Source organism: Clostridium sp. CM038, from assembly GCF_055081105.1.
Map to the genome: position 1 here is coordinate 905,779 of NZ_CM143651.1, position 15,425 is coordinate 921,203.

The following is a 15,425-nucleotide window of genomic DNA, read 5'->3' on the forward strand; positions in this document are numbered from 1 at the left end:
GCCAATCTATCTTTTTATAGATAGCATTCCCTGATTTCTATGAAACAAACTGGAATAAAAAATAGCCTAAATTATATTATACAATTTAGGCCGTTTTGAATAAATATCTCTTTATATGAGTTTAAATCTTCTTCATGTAGTTGCGCAACATCTGCAAACTTGTATTCCTTATTTAATAAGGAATATTTATTTTGTCCAAATTGATGGAAGGGTAATAGATTTACTTCGGCTACACCCACTTCTTTTAATAGATTACAAAAGCCCTGCGCATCTTCCAAACTATCATTGATACCAGGTATTACGGGGATACGTATAATAACCTCTTTCATTACATAATCAAGGCTTCGGTATTCTCCGAAGACGGTGGAGGATTTTACAGCTGATTTTGAAACGGTATTCGGAAAAGGTGTAACAATTGTAGATTTATAGAATATAAATAAAGCTAATCTGTATTTTTTTACAGGTTGGCTTTTTATTTAGAAACACTAATTTCTAATGAAAAAAATACAATATATAGAAATTCAACAAAAGTACTTGCAAATATACTTTTACGCATTTCATGAGTTTGTGGTATATTATTATTAATTGAAATTGTAATATGATAGCTATTTCATTTAAGTAAACCCGTAGATGTAGTTATTAATTAATATGCTATGATCAGAACAAAAAAATAAGAAATAGTGCGTATGAAAAGAATTGCAGGAAGGAGCACTTTTAATGGAGAAAAGTATGGATGAAGAACTTTCTAGTATATTTATAATTTTTGGTGGAACTGGTGATTTGACAAAAAGAAAACTTATTCCAGCTATTTTTAGTTTGATGTACGAGGAGAAATTACCTGAAAATTTTACAATTGTGTCTATAGGAAGACGGGAAAAAATAAATCAGCAATATAGAGAAGAAATGTATGAATCAGTGAAAAAATTCTCTAGGTTTTCTTTAAATGAAGAACTATGGGATAAATTTAGTAAGAAAATTTTTTATAAGAATTTTGATTTTACTTCAGATAATGAAGCGTACAAGGATTTAGATTCATTTTTGGAAACAATGGAGACTAAATATTTAACTGGAGGCAAAAGATTATATTATTTAGCAGTTGCACCAGAGTTTTTTGAAGGGATAATTAGAAATTTAAAGAATAATGCTATGGTTTGCAAAGACACTGGCTGGCAGAGGATAATGATCGAAAAGCCTTTTGGATCAAGTTTGAAAACGGCTAGGATTTTAAATGATAACATATCAAAGCTTATACCTGAAGAGGATATATTTAGAATAGATCACTATCTGGGAAAGGAAATGATCCAAAACATATTAGCAATAAGATTTGGTAACTCATTATTTGAACCACTATGGAATGCAAATTATATTGATAATATTCAAATTACGTCCTATGAACTTTTAGGCGTAGAGAACAGAGGCGGATATTATGAAAATGCTGGTATTTTAAAAGATATGCTTCAAAATCATTTGTTACAAATATTGACTATGATTGCGATGGAACCTCCAGTAGACTTCCAACCTGAATCTATAAGAGATGAAAAAGTCAAGGTATTACGATCACTCAGACCTTTTACCGCTGAGACTTGCACGGAAAATATTGTTCGAGGTCAATATGGCTCTGGCTTTGTCAATGGTATAAAAGAGGTGGCGTATAGAGACGAAGATAGGGTATCAAAAGTGTCAAACACAGATACTTTTATAGCCCTTAAGACTTATATTGACAATTTCCGGTGGGGAGGAGTACCCATATATATAAGAGCAGGAAAAAGAATGGATACTAAAAGCACAGAGATAGTTATTCAGTTTAAAAAACTTCCTGGAATTAATTATTATAAGGAGTTTAATCAGATTAGTCATAATCTTTTAGTCTTAAAAATTCAGCCAGAAGAGGGCTTTTTCTTTCAGATAAATGCTAAAAGGCCAGGTAGTGAATTTAAAATGGAAAAAGTTGAATTAGATTATTGTCAAAGCTGTAAGTATTTAAATGATTCACCCGAGGCTTATGAGAGGCTATTACTTGAAGCAATTAGAAATAACTCATCTTTGTTTACTAGATGGGATGAACTTGAATACTCATGGAAATTTATTGAAAGTATTGAAAAAGGATTTGAAAATAATATACCTAATTATCCTAATTACTCAGCAGGGACCTCAGGCCCAGAGGAAGCAATGCATTTAGTTGAGCGGGATGGCGGACAGTGGTGGAATACAGCACAAAATTAAGGAGGCGTAACATGATTATATATGATATATCTATGACTATAGAAAAAAGTATGGGAGTATACAAGAATATAGAGGGAAAAAGACCAGTGATTAAATTTGAAAGGAAAATCCCAAAGGATAGCATTAATGAATCTAGTATATGTATGAATTTACATACAGGAACTCATATTGATGCACCGTATCATGTAGATGATATGGGTGCTACTATTGATGCTATTGATTTAAATAAATTGATTACAAAGTGTAGAGTTTTGGATTTAACAAAAATAGTAAATGGAATAACAAAAGAAGATCTTATGGATAAAAACATAAGGCCAGGTGAATTCTTATTGCTTAAAACTCGCAACTCATTCACAAATGAGTTTGAATTTGATTTTGTTTTTCTTGAAAAAAGTGGAGCAGAGTATCTAGCAGAAAGAGAAATAATTGGAGTAGCAATAGATTCACTTGGAATAGAAAGGTCTCAGCCAGAACATGAAACCCATAAAATTCTTTTTAGCAAGGGAATAACTATAATAGAAGGTGTTAGACTAAAAGAAATAAAAGAAGATGAATACTTCATGTGTGCTATGCCACTTAAAATTAAGGGAGCAGATGGTGCTCCTGCTAGGATAGTTTTAATAAAAGACTTAATATAAGTACTTATAGTTCAAAACTTAAAAATTATATAAAATTACAGTTTTTGTTTTAATAATCCCAACTTATTTATGGTATAATTAAACAAGTAATTTAAAAATTGTAAGTAAACGCTTGCAAATTAACGGGGTGAATATGATGAATGTAAAAGAAAGAATTGAAGAGTTAAGAAATGGTATGAGAGAAAGAGGCATAGAAGCATATATAGTACCTAGTTCAGATCCACATCAAAGTGAATATGTAGCAGAACATTATACTGCTAGAACGTTTATAACAGGATTTACAGGTTCTGCTGGTACTGCAATTATAACACTTACGGATGCTTATCTTTGGACAGATGGAAGATATTTTATTCAAGCAGAAAGTGAATTACAAGGTACAGGTGTAACTTTATTTAAAATGGGAGAGAGTAATGTTCCAACTGTTGAGGAATTTTTGAAGGAATCTCTTAGCGAAGGAGCAAAGATTGCTTTTGATGGCAAGGTTATTTCAGTAGAGTATTTTAGAGGGTTAGAGAAAGCGTTAGAAAGTAAGAAATTTTCATTTGAAGTTAATGAAGATTTAATAGATAAAATATGGAAGGATAGACCAGCAAGACCCTCCAGTGAGGTGATTTTGCACGATATAGTGTATGCAGGAAAGTCAAGAGGAACAAAACTTGCGCAAGTAGTCCAGGAAATGAAGAATATGGGAGCAAATTACTATGTTATATCAGGACTCGATGATATAGCATGGCTATTAAACATTAGAGGAAGAGATGTAAAATGTAATCCCTTAACAATAGCTTATACAGTTATCTCAGAGGAAAAATGTTATTTATTTATAGATGAAATAAAGATTAATTCAAAAGTTAGATCTGAGCTTGAAAAGGCCAATGTAGAAATAATGCCATACGATAGCATAGGGGAATTTTTAAAAAATATTAAAGCCGGAACAATATTATTTGATCCAGCGAAAAACAGTACTTGGATATATAGTGCCATAAAGATTAAAACGGTAGAAGCTATGGATATAACTACAAAATTTAAGGGTATAAAAAATGATGTTGAAATTCAAAATGTTAGAAAGGCAATGGTACGTGATGGCGTGGCTATGGTTAAATTTATAAACTGGATGAAAAAAACTATAAAAACGCGTAATATTACTGAAATAGAGGCATCAGATAAAATTTGCGAAATAAGAAAAGCAGGAGAAAATTTTTATGATTTAAGTTTCGCATCTATTTCGGCTTACGGAGCAAATGCATCTATGCCTCACTATACTGCTACAGAAAAAAATCAGGCTACTATAAAGAAAGAAGGCCTTTATTTATTAGATTCTGGTGCTCAGTACTTAGATGGAACAACAGATATTACAAGGACCCTAGCAGTAGGCCCATTAACGGAAGAAGAGAAAACAGATTTCACTCTAGTTTTAAGAGGAATGATTGATTTAAGTATGCAGAGATTTTTATATGGAACCACTGGTTCAAACTTGGATATTATAGCTAGAATTCCACTTTGGAATGCGGGTATGAATTTTAAACATGGAACAGGGCATGGAGTAGGTTTCTTTTTAAATGTTCATGAGGGGCCACATCGAATATCTATGGCTGCCAGTACTATTAAGCTTGAAAAAGGAATGATAGTGTCCAATGAACCAGGGGTTTATAAGGATGGAAAACATGGTATAAGAATAGAAAACTTAGTTACTGTTAAGGAAGATGAAAAAACTCAATATGGTGGACAATTTATGAAGTTTGAGACTTTAACCTTTTGCCCTATAGATTTAGAAGCTATAGATGCGCTTTTATTAACATATGACGAAAAGGCGTGGCTAAATAATTATCATAGAACCGTATTTGAGAAACTTTCCCCATATTTAAAAGGAGAAGAACTAGAGTATTTAAAGGGTGCAACAATAGCAATATAAATATAAGATTAATGAATTAATAAGGGTTAAAGAGATGCAAATGCATCTCTTTTTTATTTCCTTATTAGCAATGCTTTTGCATGATTACTTTTAGTTTTAGTATCATAAGAAGGCATTGTTAATATTTTAACACGAATTAACAATAATATTAAATTGAGTTAAAATAAAAAAATATTAACAAATAAAATTGTAATAATACTGAAAAAAGAATATATAAGAGCTTACGCTAATACTTTAACACAGTAATATGTTAGGGATTGTTCAAAACATTAGTACGAATAAGTAGGAATTGTGAAAATAAAAGGTGGACAAAATGTTTTGTATACATTTACAAAAGAATGGTTTTTGAGTAAAAAAAATGTAAATCATTATATATTTGTTTGTTAAAAAATTAATTATCATTGACTTTTACTCTGAAAAAAACTATCTTAAGTTGTAGAAATTGAAATTAATATATAATTTAACAGGCGGTGTATAATTTTACATGTGGAATATATAAAAACTTTATCGTAGCCTTACAATAAAATTAATATTGTAGTCAAGGAGAGGAGCTGTAAAGGTGATAAAAGAGGAAGAAGGAATTATAATAGAAACATTTGAGGATAACATTGCGAAAGTCAAGGTAGGTAGGCATAACGAATGTAAAAATTGTGGTGCATGCCCAGGTGATAGTTCATTGGTGATTCAGGCTCAAAATTTTATTGGGGCTAAGGCTGGACAACGAATTGCCTTTGAAATGAAAGAAACAAATATGTTAATGGCAGCTTTTGTTGTATATATAGTGCCTCTTATTGCTATTGTAGTGGGGGTTATCGCTGGACAAGTAATAGCAAAAAAAATTGGTTATTCTGTGCGAGGTTTTCAAATAGGAGGCGGAATACTAACATTTATATTGTCCATAGTGAATATAAAAATTTTTGATGAATTTGCTCATAATAATGACGAAATGCAACTTGTTATTACTCGGATTCTATCTTGAAATAGTTTTTTTGATTTAAAGATATCTATATAATTCAATATATTTTAAAATATGCTAAATAGGGGTGGGAAAGTGATAAAAAGTTTTCGTGGAGGAATACATCCAAATGATAATAAAAATTATACCGCGGATAAGACTATAGAAATAGCACTAATGCCAAGTAAGGTTGTTATTCCTGTGAGGCAGCATATTGGTGCGCCGTGTTCACCCATTGTAGTTAAGGGTGATTTTGTAAAAAAAGGACAGGTTATAGCGAATAACACAGTTTTTGTATCTAGCCCTGTGCATGCATCAATATCCGGTATTGTTATAGATGTGGCAGAATACCCTCATCCGGTATTTGGAAAGTGTCTTTCTATTGTAATTGAAAATGATGGCTTCGATGATTGGATAGAAGGAATTCCAATTGAAAGAGATTGGGAGAAGTTAAATGATAATGAAATAAAAGATATTATTAAAGAAGCTGGTATCGTTGGAATGGGAGGGGCAACTTTTCCAACTCATGTAAAATTATCGCCACCAAAAGAAAACAAAATTGATACTTTTATTTTAAATGCGGCCGAATGTGAACCGTTTTTAACCGCAGATCACAGAATGATGCTAGAGTATTCCCAGCAAATTCTTACTGGTGTAAAAATAGTAATGAAGGTCCTCGGTGTTCAAAAAGCATATGTGGGAATAGAGGATAATAAGCCAGATGCAATTAGTGCTATGCAAAAAACTTTTGCAGGAACCAGAGTAGAAGTTAAGGCAATTCCTACTAAATATCCACAAGGTGCGGAAAAGATGCTTATTAAAGTGTTAGTGGATCGTGAGGTTCCATCCGGTAGTTTGCCAATGGATGTAGGAGTCGTTGTTCAAAATGTAGGAACAGTTATTGCAATATATGATGCTGTGGTAAAAGGAATTCCTTTGATTCAAAGAGTAATAACTGTAAGTGGAAGTGCTGTAAATGAACCTAAAAATCTTTTGCTTAGAATTGGAACAAGTTTTAAAGATGCTATTGAAAATTGTGGTGGATTTGTAGAGGCACCAGCTAAAATTATTATGGGTGGTCCCATGATGGGATTTGCTCAATCAAATTTAAATGTTTCTATTGTTAAAGGCGTTTCTGGAATTTTATGTTTAAATAAAAAAGATATTAATAATGGAAAGCAATCTCCTTGTATTCGTTGTGGGAAATGTGTAAGCATTTGTCCTTGTGGACTTAATCCAAGTATGCTAAGTATATTGGGAGAAAAAAACATGTATGAAGAAGCAAAGCTTGAACAAAATCTTTTTGATTGTGCAGAATGTGGAAGTTGTGTTTATGTATGTCCCGCTAAGCGGAATATAGTACAATACATTAGATATTGTAAAATGCAAAATACAGCGGATGCTGCAAAAAAAAAGGAGATGTTAGCTAAATGAATAGTGAAATAAAATTACAAGATAATCTCTTTACCATTTCAACATCTCCACATATACGTTCAGAGGCATCTATTTCTAAAATTATGTGGACTGTGAATTTGGCTTTGTCGCCAGCTGCAATTTTTGGGATTTATCACTTTGGGATTCCTGCTTTAATTATACTTCTTATGGGAAGTCTGTCAGCAGTTGGGTTCGAGTGCCTAATGCAAAAAATTAGAAAAAAGAAAATAACTATTTCTGATGGAAGTGCATTCCTAACAGGACTATTGCTTGCAATGTGTTTGCCACCGACGATTCCACCTTATATGGCGATAGTTGGTTCATTTATTGCTATCGTAATAGCAAAGCATTCTATGGGTGGTCTTGGGTATAATATTTTTAACCCAGCTCATATTGGTAGGGCAGCTCTTATGGTATCATGGCCTATTGCAATGACAACTTGGACAAGAATGAGTACAAGTGTAGATGTAGTAACTACTGCAACGCCTTTAAATATTTTAAAACAACAAGGATATGGAAAACTCATTGATACATTTGGAAGTGCACCTCAAATGTATAAAGCTATGTTCATTGGTGCTCGCAGTGGAAGTATTGGTGAGACATCTACAGTTTTACTAGTGATTGGAGGCATATATTTAATTTATAAAGGATATGTAAATTGGGAAGTTCCTGTATTTATGATTGGAACTGTAGGTATTTTAACTTGGATATTTGGACCGACAGGTTTATTTAGCGGAGATCCGCTATTCCATATTATGGCTGGAGGCCTTGTTATAGGAGCATTCTTTATGGCTACAGATATGGTTACTATTCCTATTACAAAGAAGGGGCAGGTGATCTTTGCTATGGGTGCTGGGGCGCTTACTGTTCTAATTCGGCTAAAGGGTGGATATCCAGAAGGGGTTTGTTATTCCATTTTGTTAATGAATGCAGTTACACCGCTTATAGATCGCGTGATAAAGCCGGTTAAATTTGGAGCAAGGAGGTAGCGAAGAATGTCAGATGACAATAATGTTTTGCATAATAAAGAGTATAGTATTTTTCAAATTGCTATGAATTTAACAGTTGCTTGTTTCATATCAGGCGCAATTATTGCTTCAACCTATTTTTTTACAGCACCAGTTGCAGCAGAAAAAGCGGCTATGATGAAGACTAATGCAATGAAGTCATTGGTGGTGGATGCAGAAAAGTTTGAGCCAGTGAAGGGGAAAAAAGAATGGTTTATTGCAGAAAAGAATGGGAAAGTAATTGCATATATAGTTCCAGCAGAGAGTAAAGGATATGGGGGAGCAATAAAAATGATTGTATCTGTGTCGCCACAAGGTAAAATTATTGAATTTGCTATATTAGAGAGTAATGAAACGCCCGGACTTGGAGAAAATGCAGGTAAAGAACCTTTTAGAGGTCAATTTAAAGGTAAAAAAACCAAAGATTTAGAAGTCGTAAAAGATAAATCAAAAGAAAATAATATTCAAGCTATGACTGGGGCTACCATTTCTTCAAAAGCGGTAACGAAAGGTATCAAAGAAGCTGTGGAACAGGTTACACAGTTTGTAGGGGGGAAATAATATGAGAGAGTTATGGAATATATTTAAAAAAGGGATTATTGAAGAAAATCCAATTTTTGTTCTTGCACTTAGTCTTTGTCCTGCTTTAGCGGTAACGAATAACTCGATAAATTCTCTAACTATGGGTTTAGCAGTTATCTTCGTTATTACTGCAAATAATACTATTGTATCTATTAGTAGAAAAGTAGTGAATCCTAAGGTCCGTGTACCGGTGTATATTACATCCATAGCAACCATTGTTACTGTAGTACAGTTGGTATTACAAGCATATGCGCCAGTGCTTTATAAGGCATTAGGAATATATTTAGCATTAATTGTTGTTTTTGCAATTATTTTAGCTAGAGCGGAAGTTTTTGCTTCAAAAAATTCAGTGATTCCATCCTTTTTTGATGGACTAGGAATGGGATGTGGTTTTGCACTTGCACTTTTATCTATCGGGATGATACGTGAACTTTTTGGTACAGGAGCTATATTTGGGATAAAAATTTTTGGCTCTTGGTATAATCCTGCACTTATCATGATTTTACCACCAGGTGCATTTATACTCATTGGCTATATGGTAGCCGGGTTTAAGATGCTGACTGAACATATGGAAAAAAATAAAATTGAGAGAGGCGAAGCATAATGGGTGAGTATCTAACTCTGTTTGTAAGTGTGGTAGTCGTAAATAACTTCGTTTTAACAAGGTTTTTAGGGCTTTGTATTTTTTTTGGGGTTTCTAAGAGCTTAAAAGCCTCTATTGGTATGGGAATGGCTGTAACTTCTGTTATGACTCTGAGTTCCATGCTAGCATGGTTGGTATTCCATTTTATATTGGCTCCATTTCATTTAACATTTTTAACAACGGCGGTGTTTGTGCTTTTAATTGCTAGCTTTGTGCAGCTTTTAGAAATGATTATTAAAAAATATGCACCTACATTATATAATATGTGGGGAATATATTTATTACTAATTGCTACAAATTGTGTTGTACTTGGCGTACCACTTTTAAATGTAGAATCAAATTTTTCATTTGTAAAAAGTGCAATATCTGCCGTTGGATCTGGTTTGGGGTTTGCTTTGGCAATTATACTTATGGCAAGTTTAAGAGAAAAACTAAGATTAGCAGATGTCCCTAAACCATTAGAGGGGCTCGGCATTGCGTTTATTTTAGCGGGCATGTTAGCATTAGCTTTCATGGGGTTTTCTGGGATTATAGCAGCGTAGAAAGGAGCTGAGAAATTATTATGAGTAATATAAGTATAGCGATTGCAGTTTTAGTTGTAATGACATCAGTTGGGCTAGTGTTTGGTTTAATTTTGGCGGTTGCAAATAAAAAATTTGCCATTGAAGTAAATCCATTGATTCATATTGTTGAAGATATATTACCAAAAGGTCAGTGTGGAGCCTGTGGATATGCTGGTTGTATGGCGTATGCAGAAGCTGTGGTTATAAACCCAGATGTAGCACCAAATCTTTGCATTCCAGGGAAAGCACCTGTTGCAAAAATGGTAGCAAATCTAACTGGTAAAGTGGCAGCAGAAATGGAGCCAAAAGTGGCTTTTGTAAAATGTGCTGGTACAGTAAGTAAAGCTATTAAGGATTATAAGTATCAAGGTGTTCAAGATTGTGTTGCAGCATCAGTGCTACAGGGAGGACCAAAGGGATGTAAATATGGTTGCCTCGGTTTTGGAACATGTGTTAAAAATTGTCCTTTTGATGCAATGACAATGAGCAAAGAAGGCATACCAATTATTAACAATAAAAAGTGTACGGGTTGTGGAAAATGTAAAATAGTTTGTCCTAAAAAAGTTATTGAATTAGTTCCAAATGGAATTAATGTATCTTTGAATTGTAATTCAAACGACAAAGGTGTTGTGACACGTAAACTTTGCAAAGTAGGCTGCATTGGATGTGGAATTTGTGTTAAGAATTGTCCATATGGTGCAATAAAAATTGAGAACAATCTAGCTGTAGTAGATTGTGATGTATGTGTTTCAATATGTAATGAATCTACTTGCTTATATAAATGCCCAACGGGTGCAATTAAAAAGTCTATAGAAAGTATATCACAGACAAGAATAGCAGCTAAATTATCTGAAAATAAAACTCTCTCTGATTAAAATAGGATGTTTTTTCTGATTTATCAATAAGGACGGATATTAATTTTAATCTTTCATTTTAATAATTTGTGGTTAATATGGGATTATATGTGATACAATAAACATATAAACAAGTTTAAGGAGGCTAGATATGAATAAAATTAAACAACAAGAAATAGGGAATGAGTTTGGTATACCTTGTCCTCTTGAAAATGAGTCAGATGAAAAGTATGCATATAGAATGATAGAAGAAATTTGTACTTTCTTAAAAAAGTATGCTATGCATACCGGAAAAAAAGGTTATGTTTGTCATCTTACAGGTGGAGTAGATAGCTTTGTTACAAGTATGCTTATAAAAAAATCAGGAATATATCTAATCAATCTATCTCTCCCATTTGGAATTAAATCAGACATGGCAGATGTAGAACTTGCAAGAGACATTATAAAGCCAGATGTATTTCAAACCTATGATGTAATGGGTCCCGTAATTGAATCCATTGAGCTTCTTCGTGGGCTACCTCCTTCAAAAGTAGATATAGGGAATACGAAATCTAGAGTGAGAATGACCGTGTTATATAGAGTAGCTGAAGTTTATGATGTTCTAGTTGCTGGCTACACGAATGTAGCCGAGCTAACTCTAGGAATGGTGACGAAACATGGTGACGATGCAGCAGATATACAACCACTTGAGGGAATAACAAAAAGCATAATTTACGAGATGGCAAAAATATTTAATGCACCTAAATCTATAATTAATAAAATTTCTACAAGTGGTGTATGGGACAATAGATCCAATCAAAAAGAAGTAACAGAACTAAATCATCAGGTTTGTATGTATTTAAGGGGTAAAGACATCTCAGAAGAATACGAGAAGAAAATATTAAAATTGTATACAGTTTCCAAACACAAAAGACATTCACCAGTTTCTCCAAAAGACACTTGGTGGCTTGAATAAATTAGTAAAAAAAATAGATGCACCTAATGTATAGGTGTATCTATTTCTTTTAGTGTGCCCGGCATGGGCGTAATCTAACGGGTGAAAGTCCCGAGTGCGGGTTGATAGTGCCAAGCACATAGTTGAACACCAAGGGTGTCCTCGGCGACGAGGAATCTGAAGGCAGGTGTAGACAAATTTCCAGTCTGACGAACAGAAATTACATATAAGGCATGGTATACTGGGTAAAATTGCTAAACAAATTGAAGCCCAAAACTATTCAAAAAAATATACTGTGTAAATGTAGCAGATACATGGAGAGAAAGATTGCGTTCTTACCCGGGGAGAGCTCATGGACATGTTAAGATGTATTTCGATACATGGTTGAAATAAGATTTATCATGAGCAGTCAGCCGACGCCATAGTACCAAAATATTTATAAATATTTTGGGAAGGGCTGAACTATAGGAGGTTTTGAAAATTTTGAAGAACTCAAAGAAATATGTAGAAATCAGAAAACTTCATAATGAAGACTATCTATGCGAGGTAGGGTTGGAAATCCAAGATAACATAGAAGTGATGAGTATTTCTTCGGCGTCAAGGAATGGAAGAGACGACAAGAAACGAGATACTAATAACCTAATGGAGCAAATTCTTCATCGTGGCAATTTGAACAAAGCATACAAAAAGGTGAAGAAAAATAAAGGAAGTAGTGGCGTGGATGGAATGACAGTAGATGAACTACTAGAATACCTAAAACGTAACAACAGCCAACTTCAAAAGGATTTAATAGAAGAAAGTTATACCCCAATGCCAGTCCGTAGGGTAGAAATAGATAAACCCGACGGTGGGAAAAGACTTCTAGGAATACCTACGGTAGTAGACAGGGTAGTACAACAGGCGATAGCCCAAGTGTTAACACCAATCTACGAGGAAAAGTTTTCAGAAACAAGTTTTGGATTCCGACCAGGAAGAAGTCAACACCAAGCGATTGAAAAATGTAAAGAACACATCAACGACGGTTATAAATGGGTCGTTGACATTGACATATCTAAGTATTTTGATACTGTAAATCATGATAAACTCATGTCCATCCTATCCAAGGATTTAGATGACAAAAAGGTATTAAGATTAATAAGGAAATATTTACAATCAGGTGTAATGATAAACGGAGTGGTCGCAGAAACAGACCTCGGATGCCCGCAGGGTGGTCCATGTAGTCCGCTACTCAGTAATATTTATCTAAATGAATTGGATAAAGAACTGGAAAGGCGTGGATTAAGGTTCTGTCGTTTTGCAGATGATTGCAATATCTACGTTAAGAGCAAACGATCTGCGGAAAGAGTAATGAGGTCAGTTACAAAATTTCTGGAGGAAGAACTGAAACTGAAAATAAATCTAAACAAAAGTAAGGTAGCTAGGCCATGGAAACTGAAATACTTAAGTTTTTCATTTTACAATGGCAAAGGTGGAATTCAAGTACGTGTACACCCGAAAGCTATAGAAAAACTTAAGAAAAACATCAAAGAAGTAACTTCAAGAAGTAATGGGAAAAGCCTAGAATGGAGATTCCAAAAACTGAATCAGAAACTTCGAGGATGGATAAATTATTTCAGAATAGCTAATATGAAAACTATAGCAAAAGAGCTAGACCGATGGTTAAGGAGAAGGATACGCCTCTGTATATGGAAACAATGGAAAAGGGTCAGAACGAGATTCAAGGAACTTAAAAAGAGAGGGCTATCAAAACAAAAGTCTTGGGAATATGCAAATACACGAAGAAGTTATTGGAGAATATCCAAGAGTCCAATTATGAATATTGCATATAAAGATAAAGACCTAGAAAGTCTAGGTCTAATCAGTATAACGAAATATTATCTTAGAACTTGTTAGTTCTTATAGAACCGCCTTGTACCGAACGGTATGCAGGGTGGTGTGAGAGGTCGGCTAATCAAATAATGATTAGCCTCCTACTCGATTAAGTACATTAGACTCATTATGTATTTCATGTGCATTATTTTACTTTTAGCACAAATACATGAGGTGTAAGCCTACCACTTTCAATTTTTATCTCTTGAAGTAATTCAAGTTGATCATTATCCAGCAGAACTTCCCTAAATAATTGCTTTTCTATTGTATAAACAAATGCCATTCCTCCTGGTCTTATAAAATCAGGGATTTTATTTACAAATGCACTATACAAGTCCGCGTACTTATTATGGGTGGTGGACTTATTGTCAAAAGGCATATTTGTTATCATCTCATCAAATTGGCCGTAAGGCACAAATTCTAATATATCTTCAGCTATAAGGTCTATATCTACATTAGCTAATTTGGAATTTATTGTTGCAGCGTTTATAGCTGTTCTAAATATATCAACTCCTGTTAGAGATCCAAATTCTTCTAATTTAGATCTTTCAATAAGCATTGTTCCAGCGCCACAAAAGGGGTCTATAACTTTAGCACTAGGGTCTAGCCATTTTTCTATTGATTTTATTGCAATAGCCGCAGTTACAGGATTTATGGATGTAGCTAAGTCGTTTTTTCTATAGTCAAATCTATTATCCTTTACGGAATACAGTTTGACAAATACACTGCAGAGATTATTTCTTTCAAGTATTCGAATTTCAACTTCATATGAGGAAGGGCTGTTTCTTAAGTTCCCACAAGAAAGTTCGTCTAATTCTCTAGATAAGTTTTTTACAAACTCTGACCGTTCTCTATTAGAATCCATTGTTTTAAATTCAACTCTATACCCAAAAGGATCATTAGAATCATTATCATGACACTGATTTAAAAAATCTACAAAATTTGCATTTATAATTGCATCAGCTATTACCTTATAATCAAAGTCTAAATCTTCACACTCAGCTAAAGGATACAAAAGTTCATAAAAGGTCCTGCAGGTGTAAATCTTATCTAAATCCTTTTCGCAGATAAGTATACCGTCATCTACAAGTCTACCATCAATCCATTTATCATCTAGTTCCTTTAAAGTAAGCTGATACTGATAATTCATAACAGTAAGCAGCATAGGTACAGGACTTTCAAATCCTTTAAACTCATGGCGCGCTGTAGGAGACAATTTATCTATGGCTCTTGTTAGTGCAAGCTTTTCCTCATTAATATGCTTATTAGTTGTTACTAGTGAGTCATTTTCTTGACAAGCTTTTTCATTTGTTACTACATCTTCAAACATTCTCTTTAACTTTTCTGCGTCATTTGCACTGCCGCAGTTCCCGATTGCAAGTACGTAGGAGTATCTTACAAATAATTTATCCTCAGCGTTATAGGCATTATATAAAGCTTCTAAATACACAGGGTCTGCGAGTTCTCCAATAACGCCACATACATTCTTTCGTACCTTTGGATCTGAATGCGAAAGAAGAGCGCTAAGTTTTTCTTTTGAATTACCAATAGTTCTTTTGAACATTCCTTTGGGCTTTTCCTTTTTTAAAATATCCCTTAAAACGGAAAGTATTCCTCTTGGATCATCCCCAGTTATTATTTTTGACCATAACATGGGAATTGCATTATTATAATCTAGAGAAAGTTTATTTATTATAGCAGATCTCTGTTTATCATCTGAAGTTTTTAGATTTTCTATTAAACTTGATATCTTATCAGTATTTTCTATCATTTGTTACACCTCTTATGCTTAAATTTATTAAATTATAATTAAT

Annotated in this window: 14 protein-coding genes; 12 read left to right on the forward strand and 2 right to left on the reverse strand. The window is 33.6% G+C overall.

The window, feature by feature from the left end:
* Positions 1 to 71: 71 nt before the first annotated feature.
* Complete coding sequence (locus ACWJKS_RS04120) at positions 72 to 329, reverse strand: glycyl-radical enzyme activating protein (RefSeq protein ID WP_165413095.1); 258 nt, start codon at positions 327 to 329, stop codon at positions 72 to 74.
* A gap of 388 nt (positions 330 to 717) precedes the next feature.
* On the opposite strand from ACWJKS_RS04120, the gene zwf reads away from it, so the two are divergent.
* From zwf to ltrA, 12 genes are all read left to right on the forward strand, one after another.
* Entirely contained in the window at positions 718 to 2,223 is a 1,506-nt protein-coding gene (gene zwf, locus ACWJKS_RS04125; RefSeq protein ID WP_202881869.1) for a glucose-6-phosphate dehydrogenase, read from the forward strand.
* Positions 2,224 to 2,234: 11 nt separating this feature from the next.
* Positions 2,235 to 2,861 carry a cyclase family protein gene (locus ACWJKS_RS04130; protein ID WP_165413096.1) on the forward strand — a complete coding sequence of 209 codons (627 nt, stop codon included), beginning with the start codon at positions 2,235 to 2,237 and terminating at the stop codon, positions 2,859 to 2,861.
* A 136-nt stretch (positions 2,862 to 2,997) separates the two neighbouring features.
* Positions 2,998 to 4,770 (forward strand): aminopeptidase P family protein, encoded by a 1,773-nt coding sequence (locus tag ACWJKS_RS04135; RefSeq protein WP_165413125.1) that lies wholly within the window; start codon positions 2,998 to 3,000, stop codon positions 4,768 to 4,770.
* Positions 4,771 to 5,329: 559 nt separating this feature from the next.
* Positions 5,330 to 5,749, forward strand: coding sequence for a SoxR reducing system RseC family protein (locus tag ACWJKS_RS04140; protein WP_165413097.1), 420 nt, complete (start codon positions 5,330 to 5,332; stop codon positions 5,747 to 5,749).
* 72 nt (positions 5,750 to 5,821) lie between these two features.
* Complete coding sequence (gene rsxC / locus ACWJKS_RS04145; RefSeq protein WP_165413098.1) at positions 5,822 to 7,159, forward strand: electron transport complex subunit RsxC; 1,338 nt, start codon at positions 5,822 to 5,824, stop codon at positions 7,157 to 7,159.
* Positions 7,156 to 8,148 (forward strand): RnfABCDGE type electron transport complex subunit D, encoded by a 993-nt coding sequence (locus tag ACWJKS_RS04150; protein WP_165413099.1) that lies wholly within the window; start codon positions 7,156 to 7,158, stop codon positions 8,146 to 8,148. Before rsxC ends, ACWJKS_RS04150 begins: the two co-directional genes overlap by 4 nt.
* A 6-nt stretch (positions 8,149 to 8,154) precedes the next feature.
* Positions 8,155 to 8,727 carry an RnfABCDGE type electron transport complex subunit G gene (locus ACWJKS_RS04155; RefSeq protein ID WP_165413100.1) on the forward strand — a complete coding sequence of 191 codons (573 nt, stop codon included), beginning with the start codon at positions 8,155 to 8,157 and terminating at the stop codon, positions 8,725 to 8,727.
* A gap of 1 nt (position 8,728) precedes the next feature.
* Entirely contained in the window at positions 8,729 to 9,352 is a 624-nt protein-coding gene (gene rsxE, locus ACWJKS_RS04160; RefSeq protein WP_165413101.1) for an electron transport complex subunit RsxE, read from the forward strand.
* On the forward strand, positions 9,352 to 9,933 hold the full coding sequence (locus ACWJKS_RS04165) for an electron transport complex protein RnfA (RefSeq protein WP_165413102.1): 582 nt from the start codon (positions 9,352 to 9,354) through the stop codon (positions 9,931 to 9,933). Before rsxE ends, ACWJKS_RS04165 begins: the two co-directional genes overlap by 1 nt.
* A 29-nt stretch (positions 9,934 to 9,962) precedes the next feature.
* On the forward strand, positions 9,963 to 10,829 hold the full coding sequence (gene rnfB / locus ACWJKS_RS04170; protein WP_165413126.1) for an RnfABCDGE type electron transport complex subunit B: 867 nt from the start codon (positions 9,963 to 9,965) through the stop codon (positions 10,827 to 10,829).
* A 130-nt stretch (positions 10,830 to 10,959) separates the two neighbouring features.
* Positions 10,960 to 11,763 carry an NAD(+) synthase gene (gene nadE, locus ACWJKS_RS04175; protein WP_462960491.1) on the forward strand — a complete coding sequence of 268 codons (804 nt, stop codon included), beginning with the start codon at positions 10,960 to 10,962 and terminating at the stop codon, positions 11,761 to 11,763.
* Positions 11,764 to 12,225: 462 nt separating this feature from the next.
* Positions 12,226 to 13,635 carry a group II intron reverse transcriptase/maturase gene (ltrA, locus tag ACWJKS_RS04180; protein ID WP_165415056.1) on the forward strand — a complete coding sequence of 470 codons (1,410 nt, stop codon included), beginning with the start codon at positions 12,226 to 12,228 and terminating at the stop codon, positions 13,633 to 13,635.
* A 121-nt stretch (positions 13,636 to 13,756) separates the two neighbouring features.
* On the opposite strand, the gene ACWJKS_RS04185 is transcribed toward ltrA, so the two are convergent.
* The gene (locus tag ACWJKS_RS04185) at positions 13,757 to 15,382 is read right to left on the reverse strand and encodes a methyltransferase (RefSeq protein ID WP_165413104.1); all 1,626 of its coding nucleotides are present in this window, start codon (positions 15,380 to 15,382) and stop codon (positions 13,757 to 13,759) included.
* Positions 15,383 to 15,425: the final 43 nt, after the last annotated feature.